This is a genomic window from Bradyrhizobium arachidis (assembly GCF_024758505.1).
GTDB classification, from domain to species: domain Bacteria; phylum Pseudomonadota; class Alphaproteobacteria; order Rhizobiales; family Xanthobacteraceae; genus Bradyrhizobium; species Bradyrhizobium manausense_C.
The window spans coordinates 484,264-503,647 of sequence record NZ_CP077970.1; the positions used below are offsets into that span (position 1 = coordinate 484,264).

A 19,384-nucleotide genomic window follows, 5' to 3' on the forward strand; every position below is an offset into this window, starting at 1 on the left:
CTCCCCTTGTGGGAGATTGTGGATCGCCGCGTAGCGGCGAGACGGGTGAGGGGTCTCTCTCCGCATGCCAATCTCTCGCAGTTTAACTTGCGGAGCGAACCCCTCATCCGGCGCTTCGCGCCACCTTCTCCCACAAGGGGAGAAGGAAGAAGATCTTACGCCTCGACCGTCTCGCCGAGATACGTCGCCGCCGCCTCGAGCCCGCCCTTGCCGTGCGGAATCTTCAGCGCGTTCAGCGCGACCTCGATGACCCCCAGCGTGCCGAGCAGCATCGGCGCGTTGACGTGGCCCATGTGCGCGATGCGGAAGGCCTGGCCGGAGAGATCGCCGATGCCGGTGCCGAGCACGACGCCGCATTTGTCCTTGCAGTAGCGTTGCAGCACCGCAGGATCATGGCCATTGCCCATGGTCACCGTGGTCACGGTGTTCGAGCGCTCGCTGGCCTCCGCGATGTTGAAGCCGAGCACCTGGCCCTCCGACCATGCACCGACCGCGCGGCGCGCGGCCTCTCCGAGCAGGCTGTGGCGCCGGAAAGCGTTTTCAAGCCCTTCCTCGTGCAAGAGATCGATCGCCTTGCGCAACGCGAACAGCAGATGCACCGGTGCAGTGCCGGCATATTTGCGATAATTCTCGGTGCCCTCGCGCTCGCTCCAGCTCCAATAGGGCGTCGACATGTTTGCCGTCTTGTGCACGTCGAGCGCGCGGTCGTTGGCGGCGACGAAGCCGAGGCCCGGCGGCGTCATCAGGCCCTTCTGCGAGCCGGACATCGCGACGTCGATGCCCCATTTGTCCATCTCGAACGGCATGCAGCCGAGCGAAGCGACGGTGTCGACCATGTACAGCGCGGGATGACCGCTCGCCTTGATCGCCTTGCCGATCGCCTCGATGTCGTTCTGCACGCCCGAAGCCGTATCGACCTGGACGACGACGACGGCTTTGATCTTGTGCTCCTTGTCGCGGCGCAGGCGCTCCTCGACCTCGCTCGGCCGCACCGCGCGGCGCCAGTCGCCCTTCAGCACCTCGACGTCGGCGCCCATCAGGGCCGCCGCATTGCCCCAGCCGATCGCGAAGCGGCCGCTCTCCAGCACCAGCACCTTGTCGCCGCGCGACAAAACGTTGCTCAAGGCGGCTTCCCAGGCGCCGTGGCCGTTGGCGATGTAGATGTAGGACTTGCCCTTGGTCGCGAACAGTTTCGAGATGTCGCTGAGCAGGCTCTCGGTCAGGTCGAGCATCTCTTCGGAGTAGATGTCGATCGCCGGACGGTGCATCGCCCGCAGCACCTCGTCGGGCATCGTGGTGGGCCCGGGGATGGCCAGAAATTCCCGGCCCGCGCGAACGGTCATTGTTGTTCTTCCTTGGTCATGAAGACGATCTGGTGGGTCGCTGGATTACGCTTTTACGCGCGGGGAACGCTCAAGAAAAGCACGGAAAAGCAGGGCATTCGGTCGGACCATGCGCTATCGCCGGGTCTCGCGGCAGCCGGCGGCTTCCGCATCCTCGACCGAGCAGAACCAGCGGGTGCCCTTGCTGATGCGCATCTTGATCTGCGTGTACCAGCGGCTGGTCGGGGTGTGGTAGATGCACTCGCCGGCGCTGTTGACGTTGCCCTTGATGGTGCAGTCGGGCGAGGGCGCGACGTCGCCGGAGGCCGAGGCGAGCAACACCGCGTGGGCGCCATCCGGTGGCTTGGTCGCGCCGAGGATCGTCGTCTTCTTGTTGCGCACGCGCCAGTCCCAGGGCGCGATGAAGGCGCCCTGCCACATGCCGGCTTTTGCTTCGCGCGCGGCGGCTTCGTCGGCTTCGTAATCCTTGGAGATGCGGACAAAGGCGAGAGCCCAGCCATTCTGCACCAGCCACTTCTGGATGTCCTCGCCGCCGACCTCGCAGCGCGCCACGGTACGGCCGCGCCGGTCGATCGACCTGGTGTGGCAGAGCCAGGTCTTGCCCTCGGTCTGCTTGATCAGCGCCTCGCGGGCGGCGACGCCGCAGGTCCATCGCTCGCCCTTGGTATTGAGGCAGAGCTGGTCGGCTGATGGCGCGTCGATGCCGCCGAGCCGGATGCGGGTGTTGCCGATCACGACGGAATCGCCGTCGCGGACCTTGGCCACGCCGGTGATGTCGGCGGCATCGGCAAAGGATGGCAGCAGCAAAAGAAAGATCGCGAGCAGGAGGCGTCGAAGCATGCGGTCCCGTCAGGTGAAATCAGCGCCGATTGACCGCGCAATTGTGGTCGGGATTCGGCGAAGGTCCAGCCGCTGCCTAACCTTTGGGCTTTCAACTTCCCGCGATGAAGTCCCCATCCTCCCCTGGAGGGGGGGAGGATCGGTTCGCATGGAATGCGAACCGAGGTGAGGTGACAGTCTTTCCGCGTCGAGCACTGCCCGAGTGGAGAGATCACCCCACCCCGCTCGCGCTCCGCGCGATCGACCCTCCCCCTCCAGGGGAGGGTAAGGACGCTGGTGATCCCTTTTCTACATACGCCCCGTCATCGCCTTGCGCGCCAGTGCGAGGCCCATCAGCACGAAGGCCGAGGTCACCTCGGGGCCGCCGACCAGGATCCGCGTCGGCGTCTTCATCTTATTCCACTCATAGGCGCGGAACGGGCCGCGGCGCCCGCCCTCGCCGAGCTCTGTGACGATGCAGTTGAGCGCCGGCGCAAACGTCCTGACGTCGGCGCCGAGATGGCCGAGCGCGATCAGGGCGAGAGCGGCGTCGAACACGTTGATCTCGCCCGCCAGCATCTCGCCCTGGACGTAGGACAGCACACGGGTGCGGATCAGGTCGAAGGCGCCGTTGGGATCGATCGCCTGCTGCGCCGCAAGGGGCAGCGCGAGATAGGCGGCATAGCAGCGGCCGAAATAGGCGCTGTAGAGCTCGGGCAGATAGTAGATGTGCGAGCGCGGATTGGCGAAGGCGCCGCTCTCCGCAAGCCGCTTCTGGAAGGCGATGATGCGATGCACGGTCGCAAGCCGCGCCGGCGTCTCCAGCACCTTCCAGCGCGCGAGATTGCGGAAGGAGACTTCGAGGATGTCGAGGTTGAGCGTCGGATCGAGATCGTTGCCGTAAGGACGTTCGCCTTTGACGTTGTCGATCCAGGTGGCAACACCGCCCTCATAGTCGATGTTGTCGTTGAGCGGCACGGTGACGCGCGGCTCGTTGGTGCCGGCGCGCACCTGGTAGCCTTCGTAGAAGTCCAGCAGCGGCTGGTCGAGGATCGGATCGCGCGAGCCCGCCTGCGTGGCCGCGGAGAAAGAGCAAGCGGTGGTGTCGCAGTCGGGCACGTAGACGCCGAAGCCGAGATCCTGCTTGATCTGCGCGAAGAAGCGCGAGAAGCGCGGATGCGGCGCGGGCGCCAGCGCCGTAATCACGTCGAAGCGCCGTCCGTCCTGCGCCTTCACCTCTTCGCGGCTGATGTTGATGCAGAAGTCGACCATGTCGTCGATCGCGCCTTTGGCGGCGGCGGCATCGGCGGGCGAGGCAAGGCCGGTCTCGACATAGGAGAGCAGCGCCTCGATGAAGAACGCGTCGTAATAGGCCGAGCGGTGGCGGATCTGCACCGGCTCCCACATCGGCTCGGCGATGCCCTTCCAGGGCGGGTGGATGATGCCGCGCGCGCTCGAGCGCGCGATGAAGACGCGGGCGAGGTTGAACAGCAGCGAGGAGTTCTTGTAGCCGCGCGCGTTCAGTCCGGTCAGCGCCATGATCAGCTCGCGCCCGCGGAAGTCGGGATCGCCGATCAGGTTGAAGGCGGCATAGGTCGGCAGGAAGCCGCTCTCGCGGTAGGACCGGAGCAGATGATGTGCGCAGTCGCGGATCACGCTGTCGATGACTGACAGCGCGGGGGCGTCACGGTTGAAGGCGATCTTCGGCGGGCGCGGATGGTCGAGGTCGATGCTGTCGACGAGGTCGGCGACGGGTGCTCCGACCGCTGCCCAGTCCGGCTCCTGGTCCTCGCGAGCCCGCCGCAGCGCCTCGCGCAACCGGCCGAGCCGGGCCTCGTCGCGCAGTTCGGGCAGGCCGGCCCGGTTGAGCAGCATCCGCAGCGCGGGATTGCCGAGTGCCGTCTTGTAGAATTTTGCGAGATGCGGGTCGCCGGTCACCGGTCCCGCCAGCACGGGATCGCAGACATCATAAAGGGAGGGGCCGTCCTTCCGCGCCGTCAGCGCGCGGTAGGCGTGACCTGCAAAGTAATGAAAGCTCATAAAATACCTGGTCGCGCGGGGCCTTGCCCAGGTTCTCCGGCCCGTTCCCAGCAACGCGCCAACGCCCCTGCAAGTGTTTGAAAACATACACGGAATCGTAGGGATTACAAATGTGATTAACGTCACAGCGAAATCCGGCACGCCGCCTGCATGATGAGAGCTGCAAGGGGGCCGGAGAGGTGAAAAAATGCCCCGTTCCGACGCATCAGATTAACTAACATCTTCAACGGTTTAGCTGAAATTCTGGGCAATCTATTGCCGGGGAGGTGGGTTCGGGTTAAAGGTTTCTTTGGTGCGGCGCCGCAAATTGCGCGCAATTCGGGGAGACATCCCCGGCCAATCCCTCAAACCTAAAGACGCTATCGCGCTACTCACCATGTGTGCGCGCCTTTGGCACTGACAGGAATGAACCGAGATGAATGTAAGGCAGCTCGATATTTCCCGACGCACGATCGCGGTAGCCGCGGCCCTCATCGGCACGGTCTCGCTCGCGATCGGCGCCCATGCTGCCCTCAACATGCGTGCGCTCGATGCCGCCAAGGCCGTCTCGACCGAGCAGATCACCGGTTCCATCGGCCATGCCTCGCGCCTCGCGCTGGTCATCGGCAATGGTCATTATCCCGACGCATCCGCGCCACTGACGCAGTCAATCAACGACGCCCGCGCGCTGTCGGCATCACTTCGCAAGAACGGTTTTGACGTCGACATGGTCGAGGACGCGACCAAGGACGACATGGTCCGTGCCGTCAACCGCCTGAAGTCGAGGATCAAGGCCGACAGCGTCGTCATGCTGTTCTTCGGCGGCTACGGCGTGCAGGCCGGCCGCCAGAGCTACATGTTGCCCGTCGATGCCGTGATCTGGAAGGAAAGCGACGTCCGCCGCAACGGCGTCTCGATCGAGAGCGTGCTCGAGATGATGAAGGAGCAGGGCGCGAAGGCCAAGCTCGTCGTCGTCGACGCGTCCCGCCGTAACCCCTATGAGCGCCGCTTCCGCTCCTACAGCCACGGCCTCGCGCCGATCGCTGCACCCGACAACGCACTGATCCTGTCGTCCAACACGCCGGGCAAGGTCGCCGACGACGTCAGGGGCGAGCACAGCGTGCTGGTCAGCGAGCTCCTCAACAATCTCAAGACCAAGGGCACCGCCGAAGGCGTCTTCAACAAGACCCGCGTCGCGATCTCGCGCGCCTCCGAAGGCGACCAGGTCCCGAGCGTCTCGTCGTCGCTGCTCGAAGACGTCCGCTTCAACGAGGCCGGCGGTTAGTTCGGATCTTGTAGGGTGGGTTAGCCTTGCGATTGCGCGAAGCGCAATTCGCTGGGTGTAACCCACCTCTTCTCTTTCTTTCCGCGCCGGCAGAAGTGGTGGGTTACGCCCAGCGGACTGCGCTTCGCGCAGCCGCAGAGCTAACCCACCCTACGAAATCCACGATTTCCTTCGCTACTTCTTCTCCGCGCTCGCCATCACCGGGCGCACGGGATCGCCTTCGCGCAGCAGCGCGCCGGCGCGGGCGACGACGATATCGCCTTCGTTGAGGCCTTCGCGGACCTCGACCTGGCCGCCGGCCAATAGCCCGGTCTCGACGCGCTTGGTCTCGACGCGGTTGCGCCGGATGACCTGCACCACGGTGCCGGCCGGGCTGTACTGTATGGCGGTCAAGGGCACCGCGACGTTGCAGCTCTGGCCGGTCTTGATCAGCGCGCGCGCGCTCGAATTGAGCAACAGCCGCCGCGGCGTCGCGATGCCGATATAGACCATGCCCTGCTGGATGTTCGGCTCGATGGTCGGGCCGATCCGCCGCACCTTGCCGTCGATATCGCCGGCGCCGACGATGCGCACGCTCGCCTGCTGGTTGGTCGCGAGCTTGCGGATGTCAGAGGTCGACACCAGGCCGACGAGATCGTATTCGCTGCGCGCGACGATCGAGAACAGCGCCTCGCCCTTGGCGGATGCCGGCGCGCCGATCTGCGCGGTGGAGGAGGCGATCACGCCGGCAACCGGCGCGGTGACCTGAAGCGTCCCGCCCTCGGGCAGCGACAGCCGCGCCAGCACCTGGCCGGCGGTGATGGTGTCGCCGGCCTCCGCCAGCAATTCCGTCACCTTCAGCCCGGGTCGCTCGGGCCGCACCGAAGTCTCCTCGCGCGCGATGATCGTGCCGGTCGCCTCCACGATGTCGGAGAAGCAGGATTTTGCCGCCTTCAGCACCGTGACGGCCGGCCCCTTCGCGGGCTCCTCATCGGCAGCAGGCGCGGCCTGCAGACCAAGGAGAAGCGCGCCGGCGAGCGCGGTGGGAAACAGGTATTTTGGCAAAGGACGGCTGAAAGGACGCATCGGGACTTCCGCTCAAATAACGCTTGATCGATAGCAGATGGCGGCGCGGCGGGCCATGGGTGGGTCCGGCCTTACGAAACGCAGTGCCGCATCGTCCGCGCGGGGAGCGCGGGGTGCTCTCAGTTTAGTCGGGGCAGGTGGGTTGAGGTTCGCGGGCGCCGGCGGGATCGCGACCCCGGCCTATTTTTCGCCGAGCGGCCGGCCGGTCGTCCGGCTGATCAGATGCAGCCGCGTGCAGGCCGGGCAGACCACCGAGACATGCGTATCGGCGGCCTCGCCAGCCGCGGCGGTCAGCCGGTGCTGCACGTTCATGCCGGTTCGCGGGCATTTGAAGACGATCTGGCGGTCCATTGGGACGGGACTATGACGTCAGATTGCCGCACCCGAAACTACGGTTCACTACGTAGGTCGGTTCAAGGTTTTCCCGCTCAGGGCAGGTTAACCAGCTCCACCCAGTTCGGTTTCTTGCCGGTCGGGTAGGACTTCAGCTTGGTCAGCGCGCCCGTGGTCTGGTCGATGGCATAGACCGTCATGCTGTCCGAGAGCTCGCCGACGGCGGCGAGGTAGCGGCCGGACGGGTCAATGTTGAAGCCGCGCGGCTGCTTCTCGGTCGGCACGCTGCCGACAGCGGTGAGCTTGCCGGTGGCCGGATCGACCCTGAAGGCTGACAGCGTCGACGTCGTTCGCTCCGAGGCATAGAGGAAGCGGCCGTCGGGCGTGATGTGGATGTCGGCAGCCCAGGGCTTACCGTTGAAGCCTTCCGGCAGCGCCGTGGTGCGCTGCATCTCGTCCCATGCGGCGCCCTTCGTCTCATAGGCGAAGGCTGCGACGTCGCCGTTCAGTTCATGGAGGAGATAGACGTATTTACCGTTCGGATGAAACACGAAGTGCCGGGGTCCCGACTTTTCCGGCACCTTGGTCAAAGGCGGATCGTTCGGCGTGAGCTCGCCGGTGGTGGCGTTGAGCGCGAAGGTCAGCACCTGGTCGGAGCCGAGATTGGTCGCGAACACGAAGCGGTTGTCGGGGGAGGCGAGGATTGCGTGCGCATTCAGACCGGTCGGGATCACCTGCAAAGGCTGGCCGGCGACGCCATCATTGGAAATCGGATTCACAGCGATCTTGTTGCCGCCATAGGAGGCGCTGAACAAAAATTTGCCACCGCGGTCGGTCGCCACATAGGCCATGCTGTCCGCGAGCGGTCCGTTGCCGATGTGCTTGAGCATGCCGGTCTTCGCGTCGATCGCAAAGCTCACCGCGGTGAACGGCTGCGAGCGGACGCCAGCGATCAGCACGCGCTTGTCGGGGCTGACGGCGAGCGGGGTGGAGGATCCCGGCTTCTCGATGCCGGTGAACGGCGCGGTCTGCACAGCCATCATCTCGCCATTGCCGTCGAGGCGAAACACGCTGATGTCGTTGCTGTCGGCATTGCCGACATAGGCGAAGGTCTCGGCCATGCCTGCACGGGCTCCGAAGATGAGGGCAATCGCAGCAAGCGGCAGAGCCAAGGACACCTTCAAGGCGCGGATAGACGTGACCATTGGGCTTCCTCCAGCTTGCATTTGCCATGGGCGGGTTCGCTTCCCTTTGCCATGGCGGTTTGCACGCGAGGATAGCTGGATGGTTGCCGTTCGACCAAAAGCAATTTTGGATCGATCGATGTCGAAATTGCATCGGTTCGCCTGCGCCACCCCCGGTGGGTGGCGCGGTGGCAAAGCGCCACACCGCCCGACCGATCGGCCGCCAATGCCGACCAACGACAATGAGCTCGGCCGGGCGGGGCGGGGTGCGCCCACACGCCGCAGCAAGGCTGGAACGGCTCCGTAACCGGACTGTTCTAGTCTCCTGCAGGCGGGGGGCATTTTTCGGAGGCCGTCACGTGTTTTGGATTTATTGGAACACCGCCTGGTCGATCATCATCAGCGGCATCATGTTCGCGACCATCGTCGCGCATCCCAACGCGGAATTTGCCGAAGTCCGCGCCGCGCGCCAAGACAAGTAAACACCAAGACAAGCAAGTACGCTCCGCGCTGTCTGGCTTAGATCATGCTGCCCGGCATGAAGCAGCGAATCAGTGCGCGGCCATTGACATAGTACGGCCAGACCATGGTGCGGCCGACGCGGTTGGGCTCGGTGATCACGGCGTCATTGGGCACGTCGATCCACTCGCCCATCAGCCGCACCCGATAATGTCCGTCGCTGGTATCCCAATCGACGTCGTCGAGCGCGGTGCCGTCGGCATCGGCGCAGCAGGGGCCGCCGGCCTTGCTGCGCAGGCTCTCGAACCAGCCCTTCAAGGGAGAATTGGCATAGCGGCCGTCGTCGCGGGCCTGCGCAAGCGGGGCCCCGATCACGGCCGCGGCCGCAAGCAGGGCGAGTAGCGGGTGGCTGATGGGCATCCTTTCACCTCGACGGTTTGGCACGCGCGATACCGCCCGGGCGCTCGCCCGGCGCGCACGTGATGCATGTTCGGCTGATGCCCTCCGGCCGGCGGTTCCGGCCCTCAGCGTCCGGATAACCCGGAGCCTGACGGTTTGATCCTATTGCGGCGCGGGTGCCCGCTTCGGTCAGGCCGCGTGACCGTTCGCTCCGGCGAATTACCGGCTTGATGGCGGAGGCGATTCAGCGCAGGGTTGCCCCGATCCGTCGTGAAGGGACTGGGATTCATGGTGATCGCATCGAAGGCGGTAATTGGCGCGCTGTCGTGTCTGGCGGTGGCTGCAGGCGGCACCGCGTTCGTCTATTACGGCACCGATATCGGGCGCGCGCCGGTCGACACCAAGCGCGAGGCGAAGGCCGAGGCCGGCAGCATGGCGAAGGCTGAAGTCAAGCCGGTCGCCAAGGCCGAGACCAAGACTGAAGCCAAGGTCGATACAAAACCCGACGCCAGCACGCCGCGCAATCCGCAGATCGCATCCGCTGCGCCCGATGCGCCGGTCGCGGCTCAGCCGCCGAAGTCAGGCAGCGCGGCCGTCGCCGCGCTCGGCGAAGCGAAATCCGCGTTGGCCGATCTTCCCGCGGCGGCGCCGCCGCCGGTTGCGGAGGATTCGGGTCCGCGCTTCGACGTCGCGCGCGTCGACGAGGATGGCGAGGCGGTGATCGCCGGCCGCGCCGCGCCGGGCGCGCGGGTGGACCTGCTTCGCGACGGCGAGAAGCACGATACGGTCACGGCCGATGCGAGCGGCCTGTTCGTGATGACCCCGCCGAAGCTGCCGCCCGGCAATTACAAGCTGACGCTGAAATCGACGGCGCCGGACGGCGCGGTCGCGCAGTCGAAGGCCGGCGTGCCCGTGGCGCTCAATGCGCCGCCTGCACCGGGGCGCGCCGATCTGGCGAAGGCAGCACAAGGGCCGGCGAAGCAAGCCGCCAAGGAAACGACAAAGGAGTCGACTGCCGCGAAGGACGAGAGTCCGACCGGCGCGCTCGCGCTCGCCGCGGCTCCGCCGGCTGAGAAGGGCCCCTTGCGGGCGAAGATCGATTCGACGGGATCGACCGCGAGCAGCCGCGTCGTCTCCCGCGGCGATAGCCTCTGGATGATCAGCCGCCGCACCTATGGCGACGGCGCCGCCTACGCGCTGATCTACAACGCCAACCGCGACAAGATCCACGACCCCGACCGCATCTATCCCGGCCAGACCTTCGTGCTGCCGCGCAAGGGAAGGTAAGGAGACTTCGCTCCGCTTGCGCGATCTTCGCCTCGCCCCCGCTTGCGGGGAGAGGCGAAGAAAGGGCGGCTCACTCGTCCCCGTTCTCCTCCGGAAAAGGCTTGCCCGCGATCGCCCGCGCATTGTTCTTGGCGAACGCCGCCGGCACGTCGAACTTGCCGCTTTGCAGATCGTAGCGGCATCGCCAGCCGGTGAGCTCCTTGACGCCATTCCTGGGATGCTTGGCCTCGATCACGCCCGCCAGCGAAATCACAAGGTAGCGGTTATCAGGCCATGTGACGCCCATCCAGCGATAGGCATCCTCGGTGCCCTTCAGCAGCGCGGCAAAGATGTGGAAGTTGGGTGGCGAGATCTTCCTGCCATCCGGACCGTTCTTGAAGAACGCCCAGGCAAGGTCGCTGAGCGGCTCCTCCGTCGCGGCCTCGAACCCGCTCTTGCCCTGGTGGTAGAGAAAGAGCTTTTGATAGCCGGCGCCGATCTTTTGCATCCGCACCAGCCATTGCGAGTCGCTCGTGAAGCGGAAGCCGGCAGGATAATCCAGCTCGGGCTTCAGCTCGGTCATGTCAGTGCCGCGCCGTGCCCAGATCTGCCATTTGATGTCGAAGTCCTTCGTCTCCTTGATGTACTGCTCGAGTTTGATTGCGCCGTCAGGAGACGTGAAGGCGAAGTCGGGGTCGTCGCTCAGCTTGTAGTCCGGTCCGGGACCGGAAGCGGCCAGCACGGACGAGGCAAAGGCAAGCAGGACGAGCAGCACCAGTGGCAGGGCAAAACGGCGGAGAGTATTCACGAGCAAAATCCTTAACCTGCGACGATGCGACCTCGAATATTGGACACCGTGACCCCATTACAGGTTCAGTACGGGGAACTTTCGGTTTCTTTCGGAGTCATCTTGGTGACGCGATCCGGCTTGGTTTGGAGGAGGGCCAAGTGGGAGGACAGGTGCGACAAGGATCGAAAAAGCGAATGAAGACGGCCGCCGGCGGCCTGATTCTGGTTGTCCTGGCGACGCTGCTGCCGGCTGTGGCTGAGGCAGGATTTGGCTTTCGCGGCGGTCCTGTTGGCGTCGTGCGTTCAGCGATGGGCCGAGTGCTGTCGATCGCCGGCGTCCGTCATGCGCGGATGGCCGCGCGCCATCGCTACGTTCGCGCCGCCGCAATGCAGCCACGGGATATTCGTCCCGCGACCCGGCCAACCATACGCATGCAAGCCACGGCGATGGCCGCGCTCGCGGGCTGGCAGGGCGGCCGCAGCACACAAGGCTGGTGGCAGCACGCCGACGGTACGTATGGCTGGGTCGGTCCGCTATTCTGGCCGTTTGCCTATGGCGATCTCTACGACACGGTTGCGACCGGCAACGCCATGAGCGTCTGGTCCTATGGCTATCGCGACATCAACGCCGCGATCTTCACGCCCTATGCCGCGAGCGATCTCGTGGCTTACGAAGCCAGCAATCCATCAGGCCGGCGTGGCCGCAAATTCCCGTCGACGCAAGAGCTCTGCAACGCCGACACCGGCGATTTCGCGTCGCTCCCGCCCGAGCGTATCGAGCGGGCGATCCAATTGAGCGAGGCGCAACGCGCGGGCCTCGACGAGCTCAACGCCACCTGGGCCTCGGCCGGCGAGACCATCCGCGCCGCGTGTCCCGCTGACACGCCGGCGACCGCGCTCGACCGCGTCAGGATCATGCAGCGCCGCCTGGAGGCGATGGTCAAGGCGCTCGCCGCCGTGCAGCCGCCGCTGCAGAAATTCACGAGCCTTCTCGACGACAATCAGAAGGCAAAGCTCAATGCGCTCGCGGTGGATCAGCCCAATGCCGCGCCCGCCCGCACCCACAGGGCTCGTCACGCCGTCGCCCGTGAGCCGCAACCTTCGCCTGCAGCAGCCTGCCAGGCCGCGCAGCAAAAACAGGCCGAACTCTCCCTCGAGCAGCAGGCCGCCCAGTTCGAGACGGTGAAATGGCCGATCGACGAGATCGCCGCGAATCTGCATCTCGACGCGACAGGGCGAGCCACCCTCGACGTGCTGCAGGACACGGCGCTCCGTTCGCTGGAGTTCCCGCCCTGTCCGCCCGAATCGCTCAAGACGATGCCCGCCCGCCTCAATGCGACCAAGGCACGGCTGGAAACCCTGCTGCAATCCGTCAAGGACACCAGCGACGCGCTGGACGATTTCTACGTCGGCCTGAGCGACGAGCAGAAGGCGGGATTCGAGGCGATGGGACCGAAGCGCGGGGTGTGACCAAGCGGGCGTTGCCGCGAGCAACATCGTCTCACCGTCACCCCCGCGCAACGGCCAAGCCGTTGTCGCTGGAGGTGCCGGAGCGAAGCGAAGGCCTCGAAGGGCGACGGCCCGGCTGCCGCCTCGGCCGTTCATCCTTCGAGGCTCGCCAGGCGGTGCAATGCACCGCAAGGCTCGCACCTCCAGCGACAATGGCTTCCCCATTGCGCGGGGATGACGGGTCTGGCAGTGGTTTGCGTTGAGCGACGATAACCATCACCCGCACGCCCAATCGAACTTCATCTCCTTGAAGTCGAGCTGCGCGTTGCCGCCGCCGAAATTGTACCCGCCAAAATATTCCTCGAACTCGATGTAGAACGGACTCATGGCCGGTACGGCCTGCGAGGGGCGCATGGTGCCGCCGAGGTGATTGTGGGCGTGGTCCTTGCCCCATTCGTGCAGGCGGTAGTTTTCCGGTCGCTTGTCGGGACCGTCATAATAGTAATACGGCTGATAGCCGGTCGGCTCGCCACGATAGTTGAATTCGTCGCGCGGCGCCTTGCCGGCGTTGGGATCGCTCACGCGCGGCTGACGCGCGATCGCACGAGTCTCCGTGAGATCGTCGCGCGGGGCGTTTGCGAACATCTTCCTGGCATAGGGCAGCGCATTCTCGACGAAGGCGGCGGCGCCGCCGATATCGAGCCAGCGCGGCCGCTCGGCCGTGGCGAGCGACAGCGGCGCGGGCGGCGTCGCGAACGCGCCGTCATATTCGGCCTTGCTGATCAGGATCGCAGCATATTCGTAGTCGAGAATGTCGGTCATGCGCGAAAGCCGGGGATGCGCAAGTCGCGCCATCACGGCGTCGCGGATCTCGGGGTCGTCAGGCGCGCCGCCGTCATTGTGGTCGGCCGCGGTCGCAAAGAACGAGACGGCGACGATGTCCTCGCCATGCACGCGATAGTCGCTCGGCAGCTTGAGGGTGAAGCCGTGCATTAGGGGATAGCCGGTCACAGGATCGAGCGGCCATTGCTCCGTCGTGATGCCCGGCGGCAGGCCGAACACCCAGCCATCATCACGTGCGCGGTCTGCGCTCCGGTCCAGCATCTGCAGATCATACGCGCGCGAAGGCAATGCAAACGCCACGGGTTGCTCCATCCGACATTGCGAGGCGACCGTTAGTCGTGGCGGGGAAAGATGTGGTTCGGATAGGTGCCGCAATTTCAACTGTCATCGCCCGCGAAGGCGGGCGATCCAGTATCCCAGAGGCTGTGACGTATACGGAGAAGCCGCGGCGTACTGGATGCCCCGGTCAAGCCGGGGCATGACAGTCGAGTTACTGGGGAGCGGCGAGCAGCCTCACATCCTCCGCCGCGCCGCCGACGCATCCACCACGTTGTCGACCTCCTCGCGCCAGCCAAGAATCTCCATCGCCAGCACGGGATGATTGAAGCCCTTGAGCTGGAGATCGTCGAGCGGGCGCGCCTCGACCCAGGGTTCGACGATGCCGTAGACGCGGCGGGAGACCACGATCTGGTTGGCCTTGGCTTCGTCGCACAGGCGCGAGGCGAGGTTGGTGACGCTGCCGATTGCGGCATATTCGAGCCGCTGCTCGAAGCCGATCTGGCCGAGCGTGGCGTAGCCGAGCGCGATGCCGAGGCCGAAGCCGAGCGAGTGGCCGCGGTTCTTCCATTTCTCGGTCAGCGCGCCGATGGTGTCGCGCATCTCCACCGCCATCTTCACCGCGCGCTTGGTGTGATCGGGGAATTGAATGGGCGCGTTGAACAGGATCATCACGCCGTCGCCGGCGTAGCGGTCGAGCGTGCCTTCGTAGCGGAAGATCAGTTCGCCAAGCGCTGCGTGATACTCGCGCAGCACGTTCATCGCTTCTTCCGGCTCGGTCGCTTCCGTGAAAGCCGTGAAGCCGCGCAGGTCGCAGAACACGACCGTGACCTCGCGGCGGTGGCTGTCGAGCAGCGCATCATGTCCGTCGGACGAGGCGATGAGCTGCGCCACCTGCGGCGCGAGGAAGCGTTCGAGCCGCTTGATGCGTTCGATCTCCCCTAACTGTTTTTCGACCCGCTCTTCCAGCGATCGGTTCCAGTTGCGAAGCTGCTCGGTCTGTTCCTGGAGCTTTGCGGCCTGCTGCTGCACCGTCTCATGCGCGGCTTCAAGCTCGCGGCCCTTGTGGTCGACCTCGGTGAACAGCCGCGCATTGCGCATCGCGAGCACCGCCTGGTGCGCGAAGGTGCGCATCAACCCGGTCACGCCTGCTGCAAACTCACCGCTGGCACGGCGCAGCACCACCAGCGAGCCGAGCGTGCCCTGCTGGTCGACCAGCGGCACCACGAGCACCGAGTGGAAGCCGGCATTGACCGCGACGTCGCGCAAGGGTTGCTCGGCGGCGTGATCGAGATCGGCAAGCGCGATCGGCTCGCCGCTCTCGGCCGCGTCGCTCAAAATGTTGCTGCCTTCGTCGATCGTGACATGCGCGCCGTCGGCGGATTTGTCGATGCCGTTGGCCTCGACCAGGTTGAAGCGGCGCAGCTCTGCGTCGTAGCCGTAGATCAGCACCGCATCGGCATGGGTGATCTCGATCGCGCGGGCGGCGATCGTCGGCAGCACCGCGTCGAGATCGAGCGAGGATGCGACGGCGCGGCCGACTTCTTCGAGCACCTTGAGTTCGTTGATCGACTGCGCGAGGTCGCGCGTGCGCTCTTCGACCTTGGTCTCCAACCCCGAATAGGTCTCCTGGAGCTGGCCCGCCATGCTGTTGAACTGGTTGGCGAGCTGCTCCAGCTCGTCCGACGTCTTGACCTCGATGCGGTGGCTGAAATCGCCCTCGCCGAGCCGGTTGGCGCCGTCGCGCAGCGCGTTGATCGGGATCAGCATGCGCCGCGCCAGGAAGGCGCCGGCGAGGATCGCGACCATCAAGCCCATGCCGATCAGGAGCCCGACACGCACGAGCTGGTCGCGGATCGGCGTCAGCGCCTGCGCGGTCGGCTGTTCGAAGATCACGGCCCAGCCAAGCTTTGGCACTTCGGCTGCCGCCGTCAGCACCGAGTGGCCGTTGAAGTCGGTGCCCGACGAGATCGGCTCGCGGTCGGGCGCGTTGATGGCGGCGACCTGCGGCAGTTTTGACAGATCCTTGCCGATGTCGGGACCTTTCGCCGACGTCGCCAGCACCTTGCCGTGCGGATCGACCACATAGGCGAAGGCCGATTTGCCGACCTGGGCGTCGGACAGGAAGTCGGAGAGGAAGTCGAGGTCGATCTCGGCCATGGTCACGCCGGACTTGAAACCGGAATGCGCCACCGAAATCGACATCAGCGGCCTGTGGTCGGAGAAGTAGGCAGGCGCATAGACCACGCCGCGGGCCACCGCGTCGGTAAAGCGCATGTCGCGCGAGAGATCGTTGCTGCTGCCGCCCGAGATCGAGACGCGCGAGACACGCTGCACCACGCGGCCTTCGCCGTCGAGCTGCGAGAGCTGGTTCACGGCCGAGACCTGGTTCAGGAGCGAGGCATAGTCGGCGCGGCGCTTTTCGATCGTGTCCTGCGAGGCGCGCGTCACCCAACTGATCTGGCGCTCCAGCTCGGAGATCGATTGTTCAATCCGCTTGGCGGTGGCCTGCGCCTTCTCCTCCATGCCGTCGGTGAGGGTCGTCTTGGTCGCGCGATAGGAAATCCAGGTCTCCATCGCTCCGTTGACGGCGAGCACGAAGACGACGAGGCCGACGAGGGAGACGACATATTTGGCGAACAGGCCCTCGCGCAGAAACCGGCTCTTGTCTTTCGCTCCTGCCATCCGGATCCTCATGCGCCGCAGCTGACGCCGGCGCCAAGGGCTGTCTCAGCCCAAAATCGTTCTACCACAGTTTGGGCCCCTCAACCGGCCGCCGGCCGGCGTGGTTACCCATTGGCAAGAGCCACGGGACGGGTTTTTGCGCTGATTTCAGCGGTTGAACAGTTGCCGCAGCAGGTCGTTCATGGGCTGGCTGTCCTGTTGCGCCAGCGGTGGCTCGGCTTGGGTGGGGGCTTGAACGGGGGCTTGGGTGGGCGGTGCGGGCGAGGCCTGCGGCTCGGGCGCAGTCGGGGTGGCCGGCATGCCGCGGCTGCGGCTCGTACCGGTGCTGGGGCTGGTGCCGGGGCTCGTGCCCGGGGCAGCGCCGCCTTGTCCTGAGAGGCCCTGCTGGATCAGATTGCCGATCGCCTCGCCAAGCGGCCCGCCGAGCGGATTGTTCTGCGCCGGCTGTTGCGGCTGCCCTTGCGAATTGGTGGAGGGGGCGGTGCTGGTGGTACCTCCGGGCGCGTTGCCGCCAAGCCCGAGGCTGCCCAAGATATTGCCGAGGCCTCCGCCGTCGGGGCCGAACAGGCCCTTGCCCATCTCGCGAAGCTTTGCGTAGGCCGCGTCGGGATTGTCGAGCATGCCCGCCATATCCGGATAGATGCGCGGCTGCGACCAGGAGCCGTCGATCATCACGGGAATGCCAAAACCGACCGGATTGAGCGTGGAGCCCTGGCCCTGGGTCGTCATCACCAGTTTCGGCTCGACGCGAAACGCCATCAGCTTGGTGCCGAGGTCGATCGTGCCCACGCCGGTGACGCGCACCAGCGGTCCGACCAGATTGAGATCGGTCGTCACCGCCTGGCCCTTGTCGATGCGGAAGGAAGCGGAGAGCTGGGTGAGGTCGGTGCTCTGTTCCTGGCTGTCCTGCCAGCCCGAGAGCGTGCCTGAGGTCAGCGAGCGGATCATCTGCGCGACGTTGATGCCGCGGATGGCGCCGTCCTGGAAATTGGCGAACACCGTGCCCTGCATGTTCGCCATCAGGGCGCGCTGGCTGATGCCGGCGGAGCGCACCGCGATCTTCGCCTGCAGCTTGCCGTCGAGCCGGTCGAAATCGGCAAGCCCCTTCAGAAGCGGCAACGCGCGCACGCCGACGATGTCGGAATGCATGGCAAAGCTCGGTGCGCCGCTGGTCGCGTCCAGAATCACTTCGCCGGAGACCTGGCCGTCATAGGCACCGAGATTGGCCGTACCGGCCTTCAGCACGCCGCCGGCCAGCTTGACGTCGAGCGCCAGCGGCGCGAAGCGCGCCTCGCCGACGGTGGCTTCGCTGGCCGAGATCCGCACCTGCGCATCGACATAGTTGAGGCCGGAGACGTTGATCGGCTTGTCGCTCCAGGGCTGTGAGGGCGCACCGCTCGCCGGCTTCGCCAGTGGAATATCGAGTTGCTGGAAGGCGAGGTCGAGCTTCACCAGCGGCTTGCTTGCGATGTCGACCGAAGCCCAGCCGTTGAAGGCGCCGTTGCCGAGCGCGCCAGTGAGGCTGTTGATCATCACCAGCGGTCCGTTGAGCCGCACCTCGGCGTGGCCGGCGAGCTGCGATCGCAGCAGATCGGGCATGTCGATCGCAAAGTCGAGCGGGATCGATTGCCTCTCGATCGGCGGTGCCGGCGTCGTCGCCTTGATGTCGAACTTGACCGGGTAGTCGCCGGCGCGCGCCGTGCCCTTGAAGTTCACCTTGCGGTCGGCGCCGATGGTGGCGTCGGCATTGATGGCACTGAGGCGGTTCTCGATGCGGTCGCGCACGGCGGCGAACGCCACTTCGCCATCGCTGATCCGGATGCGATCGATGGTCGCGCCGCCGGCGTCCAGCGGCATTGCCGGCTTCGATGCGGTCGCATTCGGCAGGCGCTCGCGCAGCAGCTGCTGGTAGAGCACGGGATGGGTAATCACCAGCTCGCTGATCTTCGGCCGGCCCGACCAGGCGCTCGACAGCGACATGTCGGCCTGCACGCTCTCGACCGTCAGGCGGCTGATGCCGCTGCGATCCTTCGGGTCCTGCAGCGTGAGATCGTTCAGCGTCACGTTCAGCGTCGGCCACAGGCTGATCTTGGTCGTGCCCGCGATCGTCAGGCGATAGCCGGTCGCGCTCTCGACCTTTGAGGCGATCGCCGAGTTCAGGAAGCCCGAAGGGATTCCGACCATCAGGACGAGCGCGATGACGATGATGACCGCGGCGATCGTAGCGCCGGCGAATTTCACAACTCTCATGTCGACTTTCCAAAAACGGAGTGCGGCGTCGAACCCGGCAAGGTGCCACACCCGCCCGTTGCCCATCAGCTTATCCCGGGAGGGGAAACCGCTCCAAGCCGCCAAAAATAATCCGGGGGTGCTGCAAAGTTATGTGACTTATGACACACTTCTTCCCGCGGGTTTTCCGCGATTCTGATCGCGATGGTTCCCAAGGGTATAGCCAAAGGAAGTGTCGCTGGAAGCGCAAAGGGAATTGCAATGAGCAAACAGGCCGAATTTGCGGTCATTCTGAAGATGAACCCGATGTTCGCGGATCTCGGCGCGGACGAATTGCAGCGGCTGTCCAACCTCTGCCACACCCAGCATCTGGCGAATGGCGAGGTGCTGTTCCAGAAGGGTGACCCCGGCGATGCGCTGTTCGGCGTCCGCCGCGGCCAGATCCGGATCGAGACCGGCGCCTCCGACGGCAGCCGGCTGACGCTGAACTTCATGGGGCCGGGCGACCTGTTCGGCGAGGTCGCGGTGTTGGACGGGCAGAACCGCACCGCGGATGCGACCGCGGGCGAGGCCAGCGAATTGTTCGTGCTGCGGCGCGAGGATTTTCTCGCCTTCCTCGAGCGCGAACCGAAGGTCGCGATCAAAATCATCATGCTGCTCTGCCAGCGCATCCGCTGGCAGAGCGAGCGCATGGAGGAATCCATGCTGCAGCCCCTGCCGGTGCGGCTGGCCCGGAGGCTTTGTGCGCTCGCGGCCGATTACGGCTCCGAGGTGCATATCTCGCAGGAGCAGCTCGGCGTCTTCGTCGGCGCGGCCCGCGAGAGTGTCAACCGCCAGCTTCAGTCCTGGCGCAAGGAGGCGATCCTCGACCTCCAGCGCGGGCGGATATTGCTGAAGAACATGACCAAGCTGACGTCGATCGCGCGGAACGAGTAGGAGCC

Annotated in this window: 16 protein-coding genes; 5 read left to right on the forward strand and 11 right to left on the reverse strand. The window is 65.5% G+C overall.

Annotated features, from left to right (window positions below; translation table 11 throughout):
• Positions 1-155: 155 nt before the first annotated feature.
• The 3 genes from KUF59_RS02340 to KUF59_RS02350 all read right to left on the reverse strand — a co-directional run bounded on the left by KUF59_RS02340 (position 156) and on the right by KUF59_RS02350 (position 4,202).
• The gene (locus KUF59_RS02340) at positions 156-1,343 is read right to left on the reverse strand and encodes a pyridoxal-phosphate-dependent aminotransferase family protein (protein WP_212456106.1); all 1,188 of its coding nucleotides are present in this window, start codon (positions 1,341-1,343) and stop codon (positions 156-158) included.
• Positions 1,344-1,457: 114 nt separating this feature from the next.
• The gene (locus KUF59_RS02345; protein WP_212456105.1) at positions 1,458-2,183 is read right to left on the reverse strand and encodes a thermonuclease family protein; all 726 of its coding nucleotides are present in this window, start codon (positions 2,181-2,183) and stop codon (positions 1,458-1,460) included.
• A gap of 288 nt (positions 2,184-2,471) precedes the next feature.
• A complete protein-coding gene (locus KUF59_RS02350) occupies positions 2,472-4,202 on the reverse strand; it encodes a hypothetical protein (RefSeq protein WP_212456103.1) in 1,731 nt (576 codons plus the stop codon).
• A 415-nt stretch (positions 4,203-4,617) separates the two neighbouring features.
• On the opposite strand from KUF59_RS02350, the gene KUF59_RS02355 reads away from it, so the two are divergent.
• On the forward strand, positions 4,618-5,466 hold the full coding sequence (locus tag KUF59_RS02355; protein ID WP_212456101.1) for a caspase family protein: 849 nt from the start codon (positions 4,618-4,620) through the stop codon (positions 5,464-5,466).
• 174 nt (positions 5,467-5,640) lie between these two features.
• On the opposite strand, the gene KUF59_RS02360 is transcribed toward KUF59_RS02355, so the two are convergent.
• From KUF59_RS02360 to KUF59_RS02370, 3 genes are all read right to left on the reverse strand, one after another.
• Positions 5,641-6,531: an efflux RND transporter periplasmic adaptor subunit gene (locus KUF59_RS02360; RefSeq protein WP_212456100.1), complete on the reverse strand. Its 891-nt coding sequence runs from the start codon at positions 6,529-6,531 to the stop codon at positions 5,641-5,643.
• Between the two features lie 180 nt (positions 6,532-6,711).
• Positions 6,712-6,843, reverse strand: a complete 132-nt coding sequence (locus tag KUF59_RS02365; RefSeq protein WP_258768121.1) for a hypothetical protein — start codon at positions 6,841-6,843, stop codon at positions 6,712-6,714.
• 116 nt (positions 6,844-6,959) lie between these two features.
• Positions 6,960-8,069 carry a lactonase family protein gene (locus KUF59_RS02370; protein WP_212456098.1) on the reverse strand — a complete coding sequence of 370 codons (1,110 nt, stop codon included), beginning with the start codon at positions 8,067-8,069 and terminating at the stop codon, positions 6,960-6,962.
• 338 nt (positions 8,070-8,407) lie between these two features.
• On the opposite strand from KUF59_RS02370, the gene KUF59_RS02375 reads away from it, so the two are divergent.
• On the forward strand, positions 8,408-8,530 hold the full coding sequence (locus KUF59_RS02375) for a hypothetical protein (protein WP_258768122.1): 123 nt from the start codon (positions 8,408-8,410) through the stop codon (positions 8,528-8,530).
• 37 nt (positions 8,531-8,567) lie between these two features.
• Here KUF59_RS02375 and KUF59_RS02380 read toward each other — a convergent pair whose 3' ends face one another.
• A complete protein-coding gene (locus tag KUF59_RS02380) occupies positions 8,568-8,927 on the reverse strand; it encodes a hypothetical protein (protein ID WP_212456097.1) in 360 nt (119 codons plus the stop codon).
• Between the two features lie 267 nt (positions 8,928-9,194).
• Here KUF59_RS02380 and KUF59_RS02385 point away from each other — a divergent pair, with 267 nt between their 5' ends.
• Entirely contained in the window at positions 9,195-10,193 is a 999-nt protein-coding gene (locus KUF59_RS02385) for a LysM peptidoglycan-binding domain-containing protein (protein ID WP_212456095.1), read from the forward strand.
• A 70-nt stretch (positions 10,194-10,263) separates the two neighbouring features.
• On the opposite strand, the gene KUF59_RS02390 is transcribed toward KUF59_RS02385, so the two are convergent.
• Positions 10,264-10,980 carry a hypothetical protein gene (locus tag KUF59_RS02390; RefSeq protein ID WP_212456093.1) on the reverse strand — a complete coding sequence of 239 codons (717 nt, stop codon included), beginning with the start codon at positions 10,978-10,980 and terminating at the stop codon, positions 10,264-10,266.
• A gap of 176 nt (positions 10,981-11,156) precedes the next feature.
• Between KUF59_RS02390 and KUF59_RS02395 the strand changes: the two genes are divergently transcribed.
• Positions 11,157-12,431, forward strand: a complete 1,275-nt coding sequence (locus tag KUF59_RS02395) for a Spy/CpxP family protein refolding chaperone (RefSeq protein ID WP_212456092.1) — start codon at positions 11,157-11,159, stop codon at positions 12,429-12,431.
• Between the two features lie 255 nt (positions 12,432-12,686).
• On the opposite strand, the gene KUF59_RS02400 is transcribed toward KUF59_RS02395, so the two are convergent.
• From KUF59_RS02400 to KUF59_RS02410, 3 genes are all read right to left on the reverse strand, one after another.
• Positions 12,687-13,553, reverse strand: a complete 867-nt coding sequence (locus KUF59_RS02400) for a hypothetical protein (protein WP_212456090.1) — start codon at positions 13,551-13,553, stop codon at positions 12,687-12,689.
• Between the two features lie 213 nt (positions 13,554-13,766).
• On the reverse strand, positions 13,767-16,214 hold the full coding sequence (locus tag KUF59_RS02405) for an adenylate/guanylate cyclase domain-containing protein (RefSeq protein WP_212456089.1): 2,448 nt from the start codon (positions 16,212-16,214) through the stop codon (positions 13,767-13,769).
• Positions 16,215-16,361: 147 nt separating this feature from the next.
• Entirely contained in the window at positions 16,362-18,464 is a 2,103-nt protein-coding gene (locus KUF59_RS02410; protein WP_212456087.1) for an AsmA family protein, read from the reverse strand.
• Positions 18,465-18,704: 240 nt separating this feature from the next.
• Here KUF59_RS02410 and KUF59_RS02415 point away from each other — a divergent pair, with 240 nt between their 5' ends.
• Positions 18,705-19,379 (forward strand): Crp/Fnr family transcriptional regulator, encoded by a 675-nt coding sequence (locus tag KUF59_RS02415; protein ID WP_212456086.1) that lies wholly within the window; start codon positions 18,705-18,707, stop codon positions 19,377-19,379.
• Positions 19,380-19,384 lie beyond the last annotated feature (5 nt).

Coding starts and splice junctions, on each gene's coding strand:
- KUF59_RS02410 (WP_212456087.1), bottom strand. CDS start 18,464: ATGAGAGTTGTGAAATTCGCCGGCGCTACGATCGCCGCGGTCATCATC.
- KUF59_RS02345 (WP_212456105.1), bottom strand. CDS start 2,183: ATGCTTCGACGCCTCCTGCTCGCGATCTTTCTTTTGCTGCTGCCATCC.
- KUF59_RS02385 (WP_212456095.1), top strand. CDS start 9,195: ATGGTGATCGCATCGAAGGCGGTAATTGGCGCGCTGTCGTGTCTGGCG.
- KUF59_RS02405 (WP_212456089.1), bottom strand. CDS start 16,214: ATGGCAGGAGCGAAAGACAAGAGCCGGTTTCTGCGCGAGGGCCTGTTC.
- KUF59_RS02395 (WP_212456092.1), top strand. CDS start 11,157: ATGAAGACGGCCGCCGGCGGCCTGATTCTGGTTGTCCTGGCGACGCTG.
- KUF59_RS02380 (WP_212456097.1), bottom strand. CDS start 8,927: ATGCCCATCAGCCACCCGCTACTCGCCCTGCTTGCGGCCGCGGCCGTG.
- KUF59_RS02365 (WP_258768121.1), bottom strand. CDS start 6,843: ATGAACGTGCAGCACCGGCTGACCGCCGCGGCTGGCGAGGCCGCCGAT.
- KUF59_RS02370 (WP_212456098.1), bottom strand. CDS start 8,069: ATGGTCACGTCTATCCGCGCCTTGAAGGTGTCCTTGGCTCTGCCGCTT.
- KUF59_RS02350 (WP_212456103.1), bottom strand. CDS start 4,202: ATGAGCTTTCATTACTTTGCAGGTCACGCCTACCGCGCGCTGACGGCG.
- KUF59_RS02415 (WP_212456086.1), top strand. CDS start 18,705: ATGAGCAAACAGGCCGAATTTGCGGTCATTCTGAAGATGAACCCGATG.
- KUF59_RS02360 (WP_212456100.1), bottom strand. CDS start 6,531: ATGCGTCCTTTCAGCCGTCCTTTGCCAAAATACCTGTTTCCCACCGCG.
- KUF59_RS02340 (WP_212456106.1), bottom strand. CDS start 1,343: ATGACCGTTCGCGCGGGCCGGGAATTTCTGGCCATCCCCGGGCCCACC.
- KUF59_RS02355 (WP_212456101.1), top strand. CDS start 4,618: ATGAATGTAAGGCAGCTCGATATTTCCCGACGCACGATCGCGGTAGCC.